The organism is Carboxylicivirga linearis, assembly GCF_018271995.1.
Classification (GTDB): Bacteria; Bacteroidota; Bacteroidia; order Bacteroidales; family Marinilabiliaceae; genus Carboxylicivirga; species Carboxylicivirga linearis.
Window position 1 is genome coordinate 1 of record NZ_JAGUCO010000011.1, and the last position, 17,741, is coordinate 17,741.

Below are 17,741 nucleotides of genomic sequence, written 5' to 3' on the forward strand. Positions count from 1 at the left end.
TTGGGTAATATAACGAAATTGAAAACAAGCTAATGAGCAGTAAATGAACCATTAAGCAATATTAAGAAATAAAAAGTAAGTAGTGTACAATGTATTAAGAACAATTCTGTTCTTTTGCTTTATTCTTTTAGTAAATAACATCATTTGCGGAACTACTGAACCATCGAAGATTTTATATATACATTCATATGATTATAGTTTCCCGACTGTTCAGGATGCCATGAATGGAATCCATTCTGTTTTTGACACTTGCAACATAATTGTAGATGTGGAGTTTATGGATTCTAAAAGACATGCGGAAGAAGAAAACATCCATAACTTTTATAAATCTATTGAATACAAATTACAAAATAGAAAAAAGTACAATGCAGTTATTGTAAGTGATGACATAGCACTACATTTTGCTTTAAAATACCAACATGAATTATTTCATCAACTACCTATTATATTTACAGGTATAAATGATGATCATCTGGCAACACAGCAGATTCAAAATGAATTAATTACAGGAGTAACCGAAGTCATTTCAATAAAAGAAAACATTGATTTGATGCTTGACATATTTCCAAATACTAGACAAATTCACTGCATTATTGATAATAGAATAAGTGGTAAAAGTGATTTTAAGTTATTAAAAAGCTACCAATCACATTACCCTAAGGTCATTTTTAATGCATTAGACCTATCCCACTTGTCATTTGAAGAATTGGCAAATAAACTAAGACTTATCCCTAATAACGAACCTACTCTGCTCATATCTGCTTATCAGGATAGTTTAAATCAGAACTTAAGTTTTTATGAAAGTTTACATCTAATTAAAACTAACCTTTCTTCTCCTTTATTTCATATGTATCAACATGGATTGGGCAAGGGTATTTTAGGAGGAAAAATGGTTTCTCATCTGGATATGGGAAAAGAAGCAGCCAATATTACCTATAAAATACTCAAAGGTAAGAACATCAAGGACATTCCTATTCAAAACCACGGACATAACAAGTTCTATTTCGATTATAACCAATTGAATAAATATAACATTTCACAGAACAACCTCCCTCGCCACTCAATCATTATTAATTCTCCTAGTTTGTTCTATAAAGTTAGTAAGAATTCACTAATCTTAATTGGCATTTTTCTCACTCTTCAAGGTGTTGTAATTATCTTCTTATATAAGAGTAATAAAACGAAAAAAAGAGTAAAGCAAGCATTGAGGAGTAATGTACAAGAATTAAAAAACTTAAATGAAGAACTTTCGAATTCTTTAAAAATATTAGAAATTCAAAAACAAGAGATTAAGAATAGTGAAGAAAGATACCGATTAGTTTTAAAAGCATCGAACGAAGGTATTTGGGAATGGGATTTATTAAGCAATGAAGTGTTTTTTTCTGAAAGATGGAAATCAATGTTGGGCTATAATAAAGATGAGCTAATCAATTGTTATCAAACCTGGGAAAACCTTCTTCATCCAGAAGATAAGAAAAAAACAGTCCAACAAGTTCAAGGCTTCATTGAAGGAGACAATCTTAAATATGAAGTTGAGTTTAGATTAAGGCATAAGAAGGGTACCTATGTTAATATCGAATCACGCGGCCTGTTAATGAGAAATGAAAAAGGGAAAGTATTTAAGTTAATAGGTGTACATAAAGATATCACTGCCCAATATAAATACGAGGAAAACCTAAGAACCCAGGCAAATAAAAATTTAGCCTTATACGAAAAATACAAAACGATAAGTGATGAATTATTGACTAAAAACAATGATTTATTGGCTATTGAAGAAGAATTAAGAGCTAGTAACGAAGAACTTTATACAACGAATGAAATCATTTCAATAAGTGAAGAAAAATACAGGATGCTTTTTGATAATATGTCTGAAGCATTTGCATTAATAAAAATGGTATTTGATAAAAATAACACCCCAGTTGATTATATAATAAAAGAAGCAAATATTAAGTTCTTTGAAACTTTCACTTATCTGGATGATACCATTATTAATAATAGTGTAAAACAAATTGATCAATTAGATCCAGAAAGGGCTAAATTATTTGGCGATGTTGCAAAAACGGGTATTCCCAATCAGTTTTGTGCATATTACTATCAAATTGATAAATATTTGAATGTAAACGTGTATTCTCACAAAAAGGGATATTTCGCAGTTGTTTTCACCGATATAACTAATTTAAGGTTATCGACCGTAGAACTAAAAAATAGCCTAAAACAATTAAAACAAAAGGAACAACTCTTTCAATCAGTTTTTAATCAATCACCTGTTATTATGCTGATTATAAACAACGACCTAACAATCACAAACATTAACCATTCAGGAATCCAACTTGCCCAAAAAGATTTAGCAAAAGCCCTAGACCAGCAACCGGGTAATTTTCTCTCATGCATAAAGGCCTCTTTACATCCTAAAGGTTGTGGGCATTCTGAAGAATGTCATCAATGCGATCTTAGAAACAGTGTCAAAAAAACATTCAAGCAAAAAAGAAATGTGAATAAATTGGAAACGAAAATCACTGTTTACAATCAGTCTAATCACCCCAGAACGCTAAATGTTCTGATCTCTACCCTATCATTACCCATTGAAAATGAAGACAGAACTTTGATTTACATAGAGGATATTACCGAGTTAAAGTGCAGAGAGATTCAACTTCAACAAATAAACACAGAATTAAATAAGGTAAACCAACGCTTTAAGGGGCTTGAGAATATAGTAAGTTATAAATCTAAATCTATTGCTGATCTCTTAGATTTTACTCTTAAAAACATAATTGACTTTACTGAGAGTGATTTGGGGGCAGTATATCATTACAATCAAAACTCGAAAGTATTAATTCTTAATAATGCTTCGCATGATTTTGAACTTACCTTGAACATAGAAGAAAACAAGATGAATTGTTTATATGATGCTATTCAAACTAAAGAACCTGTAATACTAAATGATCAAAGCATTAAATATTCATTTATCGACCAAAACCAAAAAGAGAAAAAGTTGAATTCTTTAACAATTCCAATTCTTGAGAATAAAGAAGTGGTTGCGATATTTTGGGTTGCCAGTGAAAACAACACGTATCATAATTTTTACGCACAACAAGTCAGACTACTTCTTGAAACAACTTGGATTATAGTAGAAAAAGAAAAACTAAGAACTAAAAACTTTATGAATTAAAGCGGTTTTCCTTTTGGTTCCAATTTATTTTAGGAAAATAACTAGAATTTGCTAAACAGAACTTCTAACTTTGGAACAATCTTTTCAAGCAATTCATCCGGTACTTTAAAGTCTCCTTCTCCAACACCTAATTTAATATGAGGTCTGTTTGCACCATGAAAATCTGTTCCCCCTGACTTAATAAAATCAAAATCCTTTATATAGTTTTCACATCTAAGTTGGTCATATTGCGAAAAAGAAGGATAATAACACTCTAAGCCATCCAAGCCCAAATCCTTTAGCTCTTTTAATTTTAATTGAACTTCTTCTTCTGAATAACCTTTTAAACCAATAGGTAAATGATAATGAGCTAAAAAAGCCTTTCCACCAGCGGCATGAATAGCTTTGAATGCATCTTCGGGTTGTATCAACTCTCCTTCAGTGTATACAATCTTATCTAAATATTTTATCCACGACTCTTTTACACTTGAAGTATAACCTTGAGCAACCAAACATTTAGCTATTGCCTGCCTATCCATATATCCACCCGAAACAAAGAGTTGTACATCATCAATTCCGATTGCAACTCCCATTGATTGTAGCTTTTCAAAGACGGTAGCAAGTTTTTCTGATCTTTCTTTCCTGTAATTACTGTAAATCTTGTCAAAACCATCATTATGAATATCAATACCTAAACCGAGAATATGAATCAAACGATTTTCACCAAATTTGGCACTAAATTCAATTCCGCTTACTAATGTAATTCCCAACTTATCAGCTTCTTCTTGTGCTTCAGCCAGTCCTGCAATACTATCATGATCGGTTATAGCAACTGCCTCCAAACCTGTTTCTTTAGCCAGATGAATAAGCTCTTTGGGAGTTAATGTTCCGTCAGAAATGGTTGTATGCGCATGTAAGTCAATCATGATATATTTTTGTGAAGAATCAAAAAACTAGCCGCAAAAATACATTATGATTCTCAAACAGATAAGTAAGTCAATTTAATTTTTTATTAAGTCGGCCTACAAAAGCAGCTAGAACTAGATAGTCAACTTTTAACTTAATACTCAACTACAGTTGTTTAGAAGAGATTATTAATCTTAGCAGCCAAAATAAAGTCATTGTCGTGCAAACCATCAATTTTATGAGTCCAAATACGGATAACTACCTTGCCCCATGTAAAGCAGATTTCGGGATGATGATTTTCTTGCTCGGCTACTTGTCCTACCTGATTAACAAAGTCCAGAGCTGACTGAAAATCCTTAAATTTTAAAGATCTTTGAAGGTGATGATTATTCACGGCCTTCCACCTCTCTAACTGTTCCATTCGCTTTGTAACCTCTTCTTCATTCAGCGGGGGTATTCCTCCTTTACAAGGAACACAGTTTCTATCGATAAAATCTTTCATTTTTATTAAAAGATAAGGAAAATGAAATAGTCATTCAACTTTAAAAACCGGATCGATTAAACCAATATTTGATCAAAAAAAAGAATGAATATGGCATACTCATTAAATAATTGAATGAATTCATAAAATAGTATGTTCTATCAAAAAACAATTATCCATCATAATTGTAAACTGTTATACAATTAATCAAAACTAACCATATAATATCTCTTTCAAATGGAAAGATCAGAAAGCAATACTATACCTGTTTCCAAAAGCATTGTAATAGTTGATGACCAAAATCTATTTGCAGAAGGAATATCAAAAATAATAAGCGGAATAGATCATGTAAAAGTCATTGCAACTTTAGATTCGGGTGAAAATATTGCAGATAAACTGTCAATCTTAAATCCTGATGTTCTTTTTCTGGATTTAAACCTGCCAGGTAAAAATGGTCTGGAAATATTAAAAGATATCAGATTTCGATTTCCTAAAATTGTTATAGCCATTTTAACCATGTATGAAGATGCCTACCTGATTAAAAAAATCAAAGAAAATAGAGCCAATGCCTACCTTTCAAAAAAAGCGAGCATTGATGAATTAAAGCAGGTAATATTCTCCTCTACAGATGATTCATTTTTCACCAGTGGCAATGTTGAGACACCTGATAATAAATCTTTTGAATTGGCAGAAGATTCCTTTACCATTAAAGCTCAAATAACCCAGCGCGAGAAGGAAATTATTCGATTAATTGTTGATGGCAGAAGTACCGAGGAGATTTCTGAAATGCTTATTATTAGTTATGAAACGGTAAAGTCACATCGGAAAAACATTTTTCGTAAACTCAACCTTAATAAAGTTACCGAACTTATTAAATATGCCTATGAACATCAGCTTTTATAAGTATACTTTAGTCGGTAAGAAAATACCTTTGATACTATTGATAGTGTCACTTTTTGCGTGTACCCCACAGTTTACTTCAAATAAGAACCAACCCATCAATCTTACAGAAGAATTTACGACTCAATCGCTTAACGACCACTATTTACTATACTCTTCTGTTGAAGATATATCAATTGAAAAAAGTATTGCAATTTTCGATACCATTAACCGCCCTTTTGATAAAATAAACTTCAATGAATACCAATGGATCTATTTTCAATTGAAGAATAGATCGACTCACAATAACTTTACATTTGAAATAAATAATAACTACCTGCATAAATATGAACTCTATCAAATATTTAATGACAGTATTCAATTAAAAGCTGAAGGAGGAATAGCTTATCCCTATCATCATCGAAATATTGAAAACAGACGCTTTATTGAAAAGCTGTCTATCCCCTATGACTCAACTTACACATACATACTAAAGATAGATGATAGAGAAAGAGAAACCAGCTTATCATTAAGAGTTTGGGATCAATCAGCCTTTAATAAAAATGAAGCTAAAGATTTATTGTTCTACAATTTGTATTTCGGAGGATTGGTATTTATCGCCTTATTTAGCTTGTTAATTGGCTTGATATTAAGGATGAAGGTTTTTTATGCATATAGTTTTTATACCTTAATTATGGCCTGGTTTATGTTTGACAACCTTGGGTTTGCCTATGAATTTTTCTATCCTACCCACCCAAATATCAAACGCTTTTTGGATACAATGTTAATTTCTCCTTTGCTATTCTCATTTTTAAACTTTGGAGCAACCTATTTTAACATACCTCAAAAACACCCTGTTTTGTTTAAACGCATTAAAGTGTATTATTGGGCCATGTTGGTATACATTATCTTTTGGGTTTTAAGTGGAGCTCAATTAACAATACATTATTATCTGCTTGCCAACTACACCTTTGTACTCATCACTTTTAGTTTACAGATTATTATTGTAATCCAAGGCGTAAGATACCAACGCCAAAAAGCATACTTTTTTATGTCTGCCGTTTTGGTATTATTGGTAGGTGCCATATTATTTGCCCTGTCATATGCAGGTCATATCCCCTACGAATGGTTTCCAACCAACCCACTTTTGATGGGATCAGTAATCGAATTCGGTATTTTTTCAATTGCCTTGATTTTTGAAGTACACCAGATTAATAAAACCAAAAATGATTTGCTGATTGCCAATGCCGAACATCAGAAAAAATTACTGGCTGCCTTTGTTGAAGGTAGCGAAAAAGAACGTGCCCGATTATCAGCTGAGTTGCACGATAATGTGGGCAGCCGACTGGCACTACTTAAACACAAACTTAACAACACTTCAAGCCAACCCAGTGAGGTAAATGATGATTTGGATAATCTATACAAAAATGTGCGCTCCATGTCACATGAGTTATCTCCTCATGAATTTGAAATAGTTAGCTTGCAAGAATACCTGGAGATTTATTTAAATGATTTTCAGAAAAACACATTCATTACAACTAAATCATACTTTAATAACCTACCACAACAGTTAAATGCTGAAATTACCCGACAAATATTCCGCATAATACAAGAAGCTTCACTCAATGTGCAAAAACATGCTCTGGCAAACTCTCTGGAGGTTCAATTAATAGGGCACCCCCACGAATTGATTCTCACCATTGATGATGATGGTAAAGGTTTTGATCCTCATACTGTGGACACTAATAACTCAAACGGCTTATTTAATATGAAGACTCGCGTTCAGGCATTGGATGGTACCTTCGAAATTTCATCTCAGCCTCAAAAAGGAACACATATCCTGATTTCAATCCCTCTGCAAGACCAATAAACAGAACTTTTTTCTCTTTTATGGTAATTTCCCCCTTTCGGGGGATAGCGCTTGGTTAGGTACTGATTTAATTTTGACTTAACAACAAGTATAAATTATGATTCTAATACACTAACTATGAAAAAACTTTATCTTTTTACAATTTTACTAGTCATATTACCAAATCTGGCAAAGGCTCAGGACTATACAATAAATTTCACAGCAGGAGGAGATGCTTCAGGCATTGATGAAATTACAGCTACTAACTTAACTACTAATGAAACGATAACCGTACCAGGAAGTGACGCAATTATTCTAAGAAGTGTATCAACTCAAATAGATGGTATATCAGCTTCAGAAACTTTACAAATTGCGTCCAATCCATACAATAGTAGTACAACTTTGAAATACCAATCAAAGAGTATTACAAGCGGCATAATTTCCATAAATAGTTTATCCGGAATGGTCATACAATCATTAAACGTATCTCTTAGTGCCGGGGATAACCAATTTAAAATTGCTGCCAATAATCCCGGAATTTATATTGTTACCTTAATTACCGAAGAGAGTCGAAACAATATAAAAGTAATACAAACAGGATCTGGGGTTGGGCAAATTACCTATGAAGGGTCGATAAATAGTATTCAAAAGGTCTTAAAGTCATCGCAGGCAGAAAATGTATTAAATATTTCTCCAGAAGATATAGTTTCCATGAAAATTAGACAAGGCAACCTGGTTACAATATTAAATGACGTACCTGAAGCATCAACAACCATTGATGTAGAACTTTACGAATGCAAAGATGGTGATAATAACACCTATCCCATTGTTCAGATTGGTAATCAATGGTGGATGGCAGAAAATTTAAAGACAACCACCTATTCAAATGGAACTCCTATCCCAAATATTACCAGTGATAATGATTGGAGTAATCTGGAGAATAGTAATTCAAACAAAGCTTACTGTTTTTTTAATAATAATGCCGATTTAAACTTTGGAGCACTCTATACTTATGGTGCTGCCGTGAATGGAGAAACTCAGGTTGGTGACAAACCGATTCAAGGTGCATGCCCTACTGGTTGGCATGTTCCAAATGACAAGGAATGGAATGAAATGTTGACCTATTTGATAAATAATGGGTTTAATTATGATGGTTCAACCGATGAGAATAAAGTAGCCAAGGCATTAGCTTCCAATCGTGAATGGGAATCATACTATTATGAAGAAGGATTTATCGGCATAGATTTATCGAAAAACAATAAAAGTGGATTTACGGCTTTATCAGTGGGAGTTCGTTATAATGATGAAGGGTTTTCTGGTCCTGATGGTGCATCTTGGTGGAGTTTTACCGAATCAGATAGCCAATATGCCTACAATTGGTATCTAACCTCTGATAGTTATGGATTGGGAACAGAAGACACTCAGAAGTCTCATGGACTATCTGTTCGCTGTATCAAAGATTAGAAATATCATCATTAATCAAACAACCGATTCAATAACATAAAATAAATCGATACAATTTCCTGCTTTTAATCTTATAACCTATTTACATTTTAGAGATATGAAAAAAAGATCAATCTTATTTTACCTGATCATTAGCATTATTGCATTGCAATCTAATGCTCAAAAAGGGACACAACAGATAAGTAAAGGTTTCATTCCTGGTGAAAATGATACGAAATCAGCATCTAACACCATACTTGAAATTAATGCTGCTGAAATTCATCAAGACAAAAAAAACACCTTACTTAAATCAGCAAACAGTACAGCTGAGTTACTTGATAGTATTGTGAGAACATATGATAATGGAGATTTTCGCTCAAAAACAATTTATGAGTATGATGAAAACGGGAATAGAACCCTTATTCAACACCATAATTGGGATATTGAAAATAAGGCCTGGTTAAATACCAACAAATATGTCTATGATTACAATTCAAACGGAGATCAAACTTTATATGAAACATATAAATGGGAAGATTCATGGATATGTACTCATAAAACAGAACGAGAATGGGGTGTTGATTCAGAAGGCAATACAACCTTGACAACCACTGTTTACGATTGGGATTCTGAATTAGAACAGCTTACCCCTACTCAAAAGCAAGACTTTGTATATTATAACAATAGTAATACCATCAAGCAACGAATTGGCTATTTATGGGGAAATGATACTTGGGAGCCTTATAGTAAACTTGATCAATTATATGATAACGAAGGATATGATTTAACAAGTACTGAATATTATTGGGATTCCGAAATTAATAGCTACCGAGGCAGTAAGAAAGTTGGATACATCTATAGTATTGATAAAGATTATACAAAAATCATGGCTAATTTCCACTGGGATGAAAATAAATGGGATTGGCTGACTAAAACAGAGCGAGAAAATAATGAATTTGGATCCATTTTATCGAATACTGAATTTATAAAAGAAGGTGATGTTTGGGTTCCTGTGAGTAAAATTGGATATGATGGAGGCTATATTGTATACTATAAATTTATTGACCAAGACTTTATACCTGATTATAAAGAATCCACTTATTATGAAAATAACAATTTAATTAACAGAATAATATACAACTGGGATAAAAACAACCAGGAATGGTATCTAGCATATTACTTAAGCAATTATTGGGATTATTATTACTCTTCAGAAGACGCCTCAATGGATACCTGGAAAATTATTCAAAAAGTAGAATTACAGTACGATAATAATGGCAATGAAATAGCACGTGTTCAATTAGTTCGTAACAGCCCATATGATCCATGGACAGAAAACTACACATATAAACAAATTTCTGAATATAATGAAAACAATCAAACCTTGTATAGTCTGGTATACCATTGGGCGGAAGAAGATTGGGATGATGAAAATCCAAATAAAGATAGTTGGATATATATTTACAGAAGTGACTATTATTACTCAGATCAAATGGCAACTAATACAGGTGAAACCTATGCTATTCAGTTTCAAACTTATCCTAATCCGGTAAAAAACAACCTAATTGTTTCAGGTACTAAAGAAGGAGAGTCAATCCGTATTTTTGATCTAAATGGTGGTATAATTGGAGTATATAAAGCCTCTACCAATGAAACATCAATAGAATTAGGGCACTTGCCCAATGGCATATATATGATTAACATTGACGGAACAAGTATTAAAATAGTTAAAGAATAAACTGTTGTATTCTTCAAATGAGAGGTGGACCGAATCAATTATCAAAAAACCTTTCTCATTAATAAATCACTTAATTATTTTATATTATCTTACTTGATATCATCTTTGATTTGGACTTTAAACAACAAGCAAAAATAATAAGCAATCAGAGTATCTATTTTATAGAAATTCCCTCGACTGCAAACAAAAAGGAAATACATAAAATCAATAAACACTAACCCTATTTTTAAATTTTCAGATGCAGGATACTAAAATAATTGTATCCTGCATTTGTATTTCTTAAAAATACCCTCTTACATTATTGATTATCATTTATCAGATTCTCATTTAAATAGTTTGCTTGAGAAATACTGTCACACTGCACATTTTCCAACACAACATTTCTAACCGGCAACTCCTCTTGCCCCTGAATACGTGATACGAACTTACCTTTTTTGGCACTAATATTCTTTAGGTAAATGTCAGATATAGGCGTTAATCGTCGTTCGATGGTAGGCACCAAATTTCGCCACTGATACAACACATCGGTTTCTATCCCCAACAATCCTTCACGCATTGAGTCGGCTGTTATATTACTAACATGTATATTTTTCACATATCCTCCGCGTCGCTCATTGGTTTTAATAAACACCAGATGAAACATACTGGCACCGTCAGCTACCTCGCAATTATCCATAAATACATTTTCAATACCTCCAGATAATTCACTTCCTACAGCTAATAACTGATGACCGTTTTTCACCTTGCAATTTCGGATAACAAGATTTTTGGTAGGAGTATCTAAACGCCAAGCATCTTGGTTACGACCCGATTTTACAGCTATGGCATCATCACCCTGATCAAACACGCAATTTTCAATCAGCATATTCTGCGTCATCTCCGGATCTACACCGTCGTTATTATGTCCGTGTGCATACACTGTGAGGTTACGCAACACCACATCTTTACACAAATATGGATGAATGGTCCAGAAAGGGCTGTTGGTGATCTTCACACCGTCGAGCAACACATTTTCACATCGGTTAAACTGAATAAAATGAGGACGAAGATGAGACGTATCATTCACCATTACTCTTTCTTCCACAGGCGCATATTCCGAAGCTCTCATATATAACCATTTCAAACTGTTCATGTGAGCTGGCGGACGCTTATACCAAACCTTCCAGGTATCCAGTTTAGCCTTCAACTCCCCCTCTCCTGTAATGGCTACATTCTTACATTCGTAAGCATATACCAATGGCGAATAATTATAACATTCCATACCTTCCCAGGTAGTATGAACAGCCGGCAAATAATCATCCGGATCATCCGAGAATAAGAGAACCGCATCTTTTTCGAGATGCAAATTTATATTACTTTTAAAATGAATGGTTTTAGTCAGCCACTCACCTGCAGGAATCAGCACTGTTCCACCGCCTGATTCATTTGCTTTGGCAATTGCCTGAACAATAGCTGCCGATGTCTTTTCTTTATCTCCGTGAACGGCTCCGAAGTCTGTAATCGGGAATACTTTACAACTGCCAAAATCGGGAATTGTTATATCAGGCATCTCAAAAGGAGCCTCAACCTGAACTTTCTTCAACAATACAGTATTCTTATCTTGCAGACAAGAAACCAACAAACCATTCATTAATACAGAAAGAGTTACAAGAAGCATTTTTATTCTTATCTCTTTAATGAGTAAGCCTTTAATCTTAACAAAAAATCTTTTCATAAAACTGTTTTAAGGATTTTTAAAGGTAAAAACCTAATAATCTAATAGCTATTAAAATTGTTCAATTTAATGTAAGATAGTACTTCGCACCTGCCCATATTATATATCGCAAAATCTAATAATTCTGTACTTTCAGATCATGCATCAAATACTTTTAATTAAATTATTGTCCATTTATTAAGTATTATATTCCATTCCACTTGTTTTTAGCATTCCTAATTTTATCCAATATATATCAATAAGCTTAAATTCATCAAAAAAAGTAAAGGTGGCAGCAATATGAAAAATCCAATAGCATTTATACTCATCCTGGTATTATCACTCTGCAGTTGTCGAAAATCAAATGAATTACAGATAGATTTAAATGGAGAATGGACCTATCAACTGGATGAAAAAGAAATTGGAATTAAAGAAAAGTGGTTTAATACCAATTTTAATAATACCATTTCACTCCCCGGAGCTCTTCGCGATTATGGCATAGGTCATGAACCTGATTTGCATACCAACTGGACGGGAAGTATTTATGACAGCTCATGGTATTTCAATCCTGCGATGGAAAAATATCGTCAGGCGGGCAATGTTAAATTCCCGTTCTGGTTAACTCCTGACAAACACTATGTAGGGAAGGCATGGTATCAGAAAGAAGTTGAAATACCTGCCAAATGGCAAGACAAAGATATTGTCATTTTTCTGGAACGTCCTCATTGGCAAACAACGGTTTGGTTTGATAAAGTAAAAATCGGATCAGACAACAGCTTATCTGTACCTCATCAGTTTATTATACCTGCTGAAGCTGTAACAGAAGGCAAACATCGTCTGACAGTGTTGGTCGATAATGCCATTCGTGATATTGATCCCGGAATTAATTCTCACAGTATCTCCGATCATACTCAGGGCAACTGGAACGGAATAGTTGGTGCCATGAAGATGTTTCCCAAATCAGATGTACGTATTCAGCAATTAAAAATCACTCCTAATTTACAAGGACAGTCAATAACAGCAGAGGTAATCCTGTCTTCAGCCTTGCCCAACGGTAAACTGACTTTTGAGGTCAAAGGAAAGAATCACAATCATCAGTTACCAGCACTGACTAAAGATTGTAAAGTTGAAAAGGATACGTTGGTTTACAACATTCCAATGGGTGATGATTTCAAAACCTGGAGCGAATTTTCACCGGATATTTATGAACTAAGCGTTCAATTATCTGATTCATCAGGATCTATCGATTCATTTGCATCATCATTCGGAATGAGGGAATTCACCATTAACGATAAACATTTCGAAATAAACGGCGTTCCTCTGTTTTTAAGAGGTACCACCGAATGCTGCGTATTTCCGCTGACAGGTTACCCGCCAACCGATGAAAAAGATTGGGATCGTATTTTCGAAATTTGTCAATCATTTGGATTGAACCATATGCGCTTCCATTCATATTGCCCGCCCGAAGCAGCTTTTAAGTCGGCTGACAGAGCCGGTTTTTATTTGCAGGTGGAAGGTCCGAGCTGGGCAAAATATTCCACTTCGCTGGGATATGGTAAACCCGTTGATCAATACCTGATGGACGAAACCAAGCGCATCATTGATACTTATGGTAATCATCCGTCGTTTTGCATGATGGCATATGGCAACGAGCCATCGGGTAAATATGTGCCATATCTCGAAAACTGGGTGGATCACTTCCGAAAATACGATCCACAACGGGTATTTACCGGCGCTTCTACAGGCAGAAGCTGGGCCATTATCGATAACAGCGATTTTATTGTTCGGTCTCCGCCACGAGGTCTGCAGTGGAAAACCAAACAACCCGAATCGGAATTCGATTACCGCGATAAAACCGAGAATCAAGAGCGCCCTTATGTAACATTTGAAATGGGACAATGGTGTGTATTCCCCAATTTTAAAGAGATTGAAAAATATACAGGATCGCTCAAAGCTAAAAACTTTGAGCTATTTCAGGAAGATCTGGCTGATCATCATATGTCTGATTTAGCCGATGATTTTCTGATGGCTTCGGGTAAAATGCAGGCATCGTGCTACAAACAAGAGATAGAAGCTACCATGCGAACGCCTAATCTGGCAGGATTCCAGCTGTTGTCATTGATTGATTTCAGCGGACAGGGAACTGCGCTAGTTGGTGTTCTGGATGCTTTTTGGGATGAGAAAGGTTATATTACAGCCAAAGAGTTTTCGTCGTTCTGTAACAAAGTGGTGCCATTAGTACGACTTCCAAAATTCACCTTCGAATCCAACGAAAATCTGGAAGCTGCAATCGAGATTGCTAATTTCAGTGGTAAAGCTATCAACAATGAACCCGTAAAATGGCAGTTGCTAAGAGATTCAGCCACCGTAGTTAAACAAGGAAGTATCAAAACCTCAACCATTTCGGTTGGTCACAACAATCCGATTGGTAATATTGAGGTCCCTTTAAGTTTTGCTGAAAAAGCCGAACAACTAACGCTTGCTGTATCTGTGGGCGAATATCAAAACCAATGGAATATATGGGTTTACCCTGTTGCTCAACCAGAAATTAAAACGGATGATCTGATTATTACCGATCAGATTAATGCAAAAACCTTACAGGCATTAGAAGATGGTAAATCAGTATTATTGCTTGCTGCAGGTAAAGTTGAGAATGGTAAAGATGTGGTTCAGCATCATACGCCTGTTTTTTGGAATACATCTTGGTTCCGCATGCGTCCGCCACATACAACGGGTGTATTAATTCAAAATGAGCATCCTGTGTTTAATGATTTCCCTACTGATTATTACAGCGATATGCAGTGGTGGGAAATTGATAACCTGCAACAAGCCATGAATCTGGAGTATTTCCCTGTAGATTTTCGTCCGTTGATTCAACCCATCGACACCTGGTTTATGAATCGAAGACTGGCAATGCTTTTTGAAGCAAATGTGGGAAAAGGTAAGTTGATGGTTTGCAGCATTGATCTATCAGACAATATGAATGAAAGACCAGTGGCACGTCAGTTGAAGCAAAGTATTCTCAACTATATAATATCCGATCAGTTTTTTCCTTCTTCTGATATTAATTATGAAGTGATAGAAGAACTTTTTGAGAAGAAAGAACGTGAGGGGTGGAAATCGTATGTACGGGAAGATCCTTAATACACCCAAATTAATAAGCTATGAATATGCGAAAGATAACAACATTTATACTGGCAGTTTTTCTGATATCGGGCATAAAAGCTCAAACCACCTATACCATCAATATTGATCAGCCGGAGCAGGAAATTATCCGTGGACATCTTGATTTAGGTGGTTCTAATCCTGCCGGAGAAGAAATTACAGTTAACAGTTATTATATCGAAAAAGACGGTAAACCTTTCTTTCCGATTATTGGGGAATTTCATTATGCTCGCTTTGATGAGAAATACTGGGAAGAAGAGGTCCTAAAGATGAAAGCCGGTGGTATCAATACCATTGCTACTTACGTATTCTGGAATCTTCACGAACGTAAGGAAGGTATTTTCGATTGGACCGGAGACCTGAACCTGAAAAAGTTTCTTGAGTTGATTAATAAACATCAGCTATATGCCATTGTTCGTGTGGGTCCGTTTTGTCACGGTGAAATGCGTAACGGAGGCTTGCCCGACTGGCTCTACGGAAGAACATTTGAAGTAAGAAGCAACGCTCCTGAATACCTTGATTACGTTGACCGTTTGTATGGAGAGATTGGCAAACAAACAGTCGGTCTTTTGTATAAAGACGGCGGACCGGTAATTGGCATTCAGCTCGAAAACGAATATCAGCATTCATCAGCTCCCTGGGAATTTATGTATCCAGGAAGTAAAAAAGACGGAACAGTTCCTGATCGTGAAGCTGCTTTTTCGCACACTCAAATTACCGTTACCGATGGTGTAAATCCATGGTCGGAATACGGAAAGCAACACATGGTCAACCTGAAAAAACTGGCTAAGAAGAATGGATTGGATACACCTATCTATACAGCTACTGGTTGGGGAAATGCCACCATAGTTGAAAAAGGAAGCTTACCGGTTACCGCTGGTTATGCCTACCCTTTCTGGTCTGATCCGCGACCTTCAAGCTTTTATCTCTTTAAAGACATCAGAAAAAAACCGGACTATAGCCCGGTAAGCTACAATACCGACCTCTACCCTTCCATCTCCGCCGAAATTGGTCCCGGTATACAGGTTAAATACTCACGTCGCCCGGTGGTTGATTACCGAAGTGTTAATCCTTTAATGACCCGCATTATCGGAAGTGGCTCAAATGGCATCGGATATTACATGTATCATGGTGGTTCAACCCCGGTGCTCGAAGGTAAATACTATAACGAAGAAGCAAACGGAATACCTCGGATCAATTATGATTTTCAGGCTCCCATTGGGCAATACGGACAAGTACGCTACCATTTTAAACATCTGCGTATGCTGCATCTATTTTTAGATGCATATGCTGATGTACTTGCTCCGATGAAGACTGTTTTACCAGAAACAAATACCGGTATCAAAGCTGATAACACAGAAACATTACGATATGCAGTCCGCTCATACGGTAATTCCGGATTCTTGTTTATCATCAATTTCCAGGATCATATCGATCTGAAGAATATTGAAGATGTACACATTGATATACATGCTAAAAACGAAACCTTCTCGTTCCCTTCTATAGGAACTTTTGATGTTAATGAAACCACCAGTGCCATACTTCCTTTTAATCTACAACTGGAAAAGGCACTGATTAAATCAGCTACCGTTCAACCGCTGACTATCCTTAAAAAAACGGAGATGAATTACTATGTATTCCATAGCATCACCGGAATAGATGCCGAGATTAATTTTCCAACAGACACTAAAATATCGAAACTAAATAACGCACGAGTTACAATGGTTAACGGTATACGTAAGGTAAGCTCCAATACATCGGGGCCTTTTTCGTTTACCGCAAATGAAACCAGCATATTAGTTATACCGGAAGATATGGCGGTTAATGCCACTAAAATAAACGAAGACTTATATATTTCGGATGCATTAATTCTGAAGGATACTAATAAATTGCAATTAATAACGCGCGAAACAGAAAATCAAATTCACATCTTTCCGGCTCAAAAAAGAGATTTAGCAGCTTCTTCGGCAAATATTAAAAAAGCGAACACTTTGCATAAAGGTTTTGATTCGTATACCGTGACTTTTGACGAAATAAAACCCGATGTAGTGATTGAAAAAGCAACCTCGCGAAAATATACTTTGCAACTGCAATCTATCATCTCCAACCTGAATGATGTATTTGTTGATATTGATTACATCGGCGATCGTGGTCTGGCATTTATTGACGGCAAAATGATTACCGATCATTTTTACCATAATCGCACATGGGAACTCAGCTTAAAAAACTTTGCTTCTGAATTGAATGATAATCAGATGGTATTTGTTTTTCACCCTATGTACTCCGACTATAGTTACTTGAAAGATCTGAATGAAGTTCCTGAATTTATAAAAGGGAAATATTTAGAGATAAAAGATTTTAAAGTCATTCCGGAATACAAAACAGTTATCTCTCTCTAAACCAATGATAAAAAACATGAATAACAGCATGCGGTAGGAC

General features: G+C 35.1%; 10 protein-coding genes. 7 read left to right on the forward strand and 3 right to left on the reverse strand.

Annotated elements, in window-relative coordinates; translation table 11 throughout:
- Window positions 1–277 precede the first annotated feature (277 nt).
- On the forward strand, window positions 278–3,169 hold the full coding sequence (locus KEM10_RS14010; protein ID WP_212216650.1) for an ABC transporter substrate binding protein: 2,892 nt from the start codon (window positions 278–280) through the stop codon (window positions 3,167–3,169).
- 41 nt (window positions 3,170–3,210) lie between these two features.
- Here the strand turns inward: KEM10_RS14010 and KEM10_RS14015 are convergent, their stop codons facing one another.
- Both KEM10_RS14015 and KEM10_RS14020 read right to left on the reverse strand, forming a co-directional pair.
- The gene (locus KEM10_RS14015) at window positions 3,211–4,074 is read right to left on the reverse strand and encodes a PHP domain-containing protein (RefSeq protein WP_212216651.1); all 864 of its coding nucleotides are present in this window, start codon (window positions 4,072–4,074) and stop codon (window positions 3,211–3,213) included.
- Between the two features lie 155 nt (window positions 4,075–4,229).
- Window positions 4,230–4,556 (reverse strand): 4a-hydroxytetrahydrobiopterin dehydratase, encoded by a 327-nt coding sequence (locus KEM10_RS14020; protein WP_212216652.1) that lies wholly within the window; start codon window positions 4,554–4,556, stop codon window positions 4,230–4,232.
- A 216-nt stretch (window positions 4,557–4,772) separates the two neighbouring features.
- Between KEM10_RS14020 and KEM10_RS14025 the strand changes: the two genes are divergently transcribed.
- The 4 genes from KEM10_RS14025 to KEM10_RS14040 all read left to right on the forward strand — a co-directional run bounded on the left by KEM10_RS14025 (window position 4,773) and on the right by KEM10_RS14040 (window position 10,444).
- The gene (locus tag KEM10_RS14025; protein ID WP_212216653.1) at window positions 4,773–5,438 is read left to right on the forward strand and encodes a response regulator; all 666 of its coding nucleotides are present in this window, start codon (window positions 4,773–4,775) and stop codon (window positions 5,436–5,438) included.
- Complete coding sequence (locus KEM10_RS14030; RefSeq protein ID WP_212216654.1) at window positions 5,419–7,284, forward strand: sensor histidine kinase; 1,866 nt, start codon at window positions 5,419–5,421, stop codon at window positions 7,282–7,284. Before KEM10_RS14025 ends, KEM10_RS14030 begins: the two co-directional genes overlap by 20 nt.
- A gap of 117 nt (window positions 7,285–7,401) precedes the next feature.
- Window positions 7,402–8,727 (forward strand): fibrobacter succinogenes major paralogous domain-containing protein, encoded by a 1,326-nt coding sequence (locus KEM10_RS14035; RefSeq protein WP_212216655.1) that lies wholly within the window; start codon window positions 7,402–7,404, stop codon window positions 8,725–8,727.
- Between the two features lie 97 nt (window positions 8,728–8,824).
- On the forward strand, window positions 8,825–10,444 hold the full coding sequence (locus KEM10_RS14040) for a T9SS type A sorting domain-containing protein (protein ID WP_212216656.1): 1,620 nt from the start codon (window positions 8,825–8,827) through the stop codon (window positions 10,442–10,444).
- Window positions 10,445–10,742: 298 nt separating this feature from the next.
- On the opposite strand, the gene KEM10_RS14045 is transcribed toward KEM10_RS14040, so the two are convergent.
- Window positions 10,743–12,158 (reverse strand): glycoside hydrolase family 28 protein, encoded by a 1,416-nt coding sequence (locus KEM10_RS14045; RefSeq protein WP_244825861.1) that lies wholly within the window; start codon window positions 12,156–12,158, stop codon window positions 10,743–10,745.
- A 279-nt stretch (window positions 12,159–12,437) separates the two neighbouring features.
- Between KEM10_RS14045 and KEM10_RS14050 the strand changes: the two genes are divergently transcribed.
- Both KEM10_RS14050 and KEM10_RS14055 read left to right on the forward strand, forming a co-directional pair.
- Window positions 12,438–15,281: a sugar-binding domain-containing protein gene (locus tag KEM10_RS14050; protein ID WP_212216657.1), complete on the forward strand. Its 2,844-nt coding sequence runs from the start codon at window positions 12,438–12,440 to the stop codon at window positions 15,279–15,281.
- A gap of 26 nt (window positions 15,282–15,307) precedes the next feature.
- The gene (locus tag KEM10_RS14055; RefSeq protein WP_212216658.1) at window positions 15,308–17,701 is read left to right on the forward strand and encodes a beta-galactosidase; all 2,394 of its coding nucleotides are present in this window, start codon (window positions 15,308–15,310) and stop codon (window positions 17,699–17,701) included.
- Window positions 17,702–17,741: the final 40 nt, after the last annotated feature.

What these genes read in the sequence shown, in the direction of transcription:
- KEM10_RS14010 (WP_212216650.1), top strand. Translation starts at nt 278, where the DNA reads ATGGATTCTAAAAGACATGCGGAAGAAGAAAACATCCATAACTTTTAT.
- KEM10_RS14015 (WP_212216651.1), bottom strand. Translation starts at nt 4,074, where the DNA reads ATGATTGACTTACATGCGCATACAACCATTTCTGACGGAACATTAACT.
- KEM10_RS14020 (WP_212216652.1), bottom strand. Translation starts at nt 4,556, where the DNA reads ATGAAAGATTTTATCGATAGAAACTGTGTTCCTTGTAAAGGAGGAATA.
- KEM10_RS14025 (WP_212216653.1), top strand. Translation starts at nt 4,773, where the DNA reads ATGGAAAGATCAGAAAGCAATACTATACCTGTTTCCAAAAGCATTGTA.
- KEM10_RS14030 (WP_212216654.1), top strand. Translation starts at nt 5,419, where the DNA reads ATGAACATCAGCTTTTATAAGTATACTTTAGTCGGTAAGAAAATACCT.
- KEM10_RS14035 (WP_212216655.1), top strand. Translation starts at nt 7,402, where the DNA reads ATGAAAAAACTTTATCTTTTTACAATTTTACTAGTCATATTACCAAAT.
- KEM10_RS14040 (WP_212216656.1), top strand. Translation starts at nt 8,825, where the DNA reads ATGAAAAAAAGATCAATCTTATTTTACCTGATCATTAGCATTATTGCA.
- KEM10_RS14045 (WP_244825861.1), bottom strand. Translation starts at nt 12,158, where the DNA reads ATGAAAAGATTTTTTGTTAAGATTAAAGGCTTACTCATTAAAGAGATA.
- KEM10_RS14050 (WP_212216657.1), top strand. Translation starts at nt 12,438, where the DNA reads ATGAAAAATCCAATAGCATTTATACTCATCCTGGTATTATCACTCTGC.
- KEM10_RS14055 (WP_212216658.1), top strand. Translation starts at nt 15,308, where the DNA reads ATGCGAAAGATAACAACATTTATACTGGCAGTTTTTCTGATATCGGGC.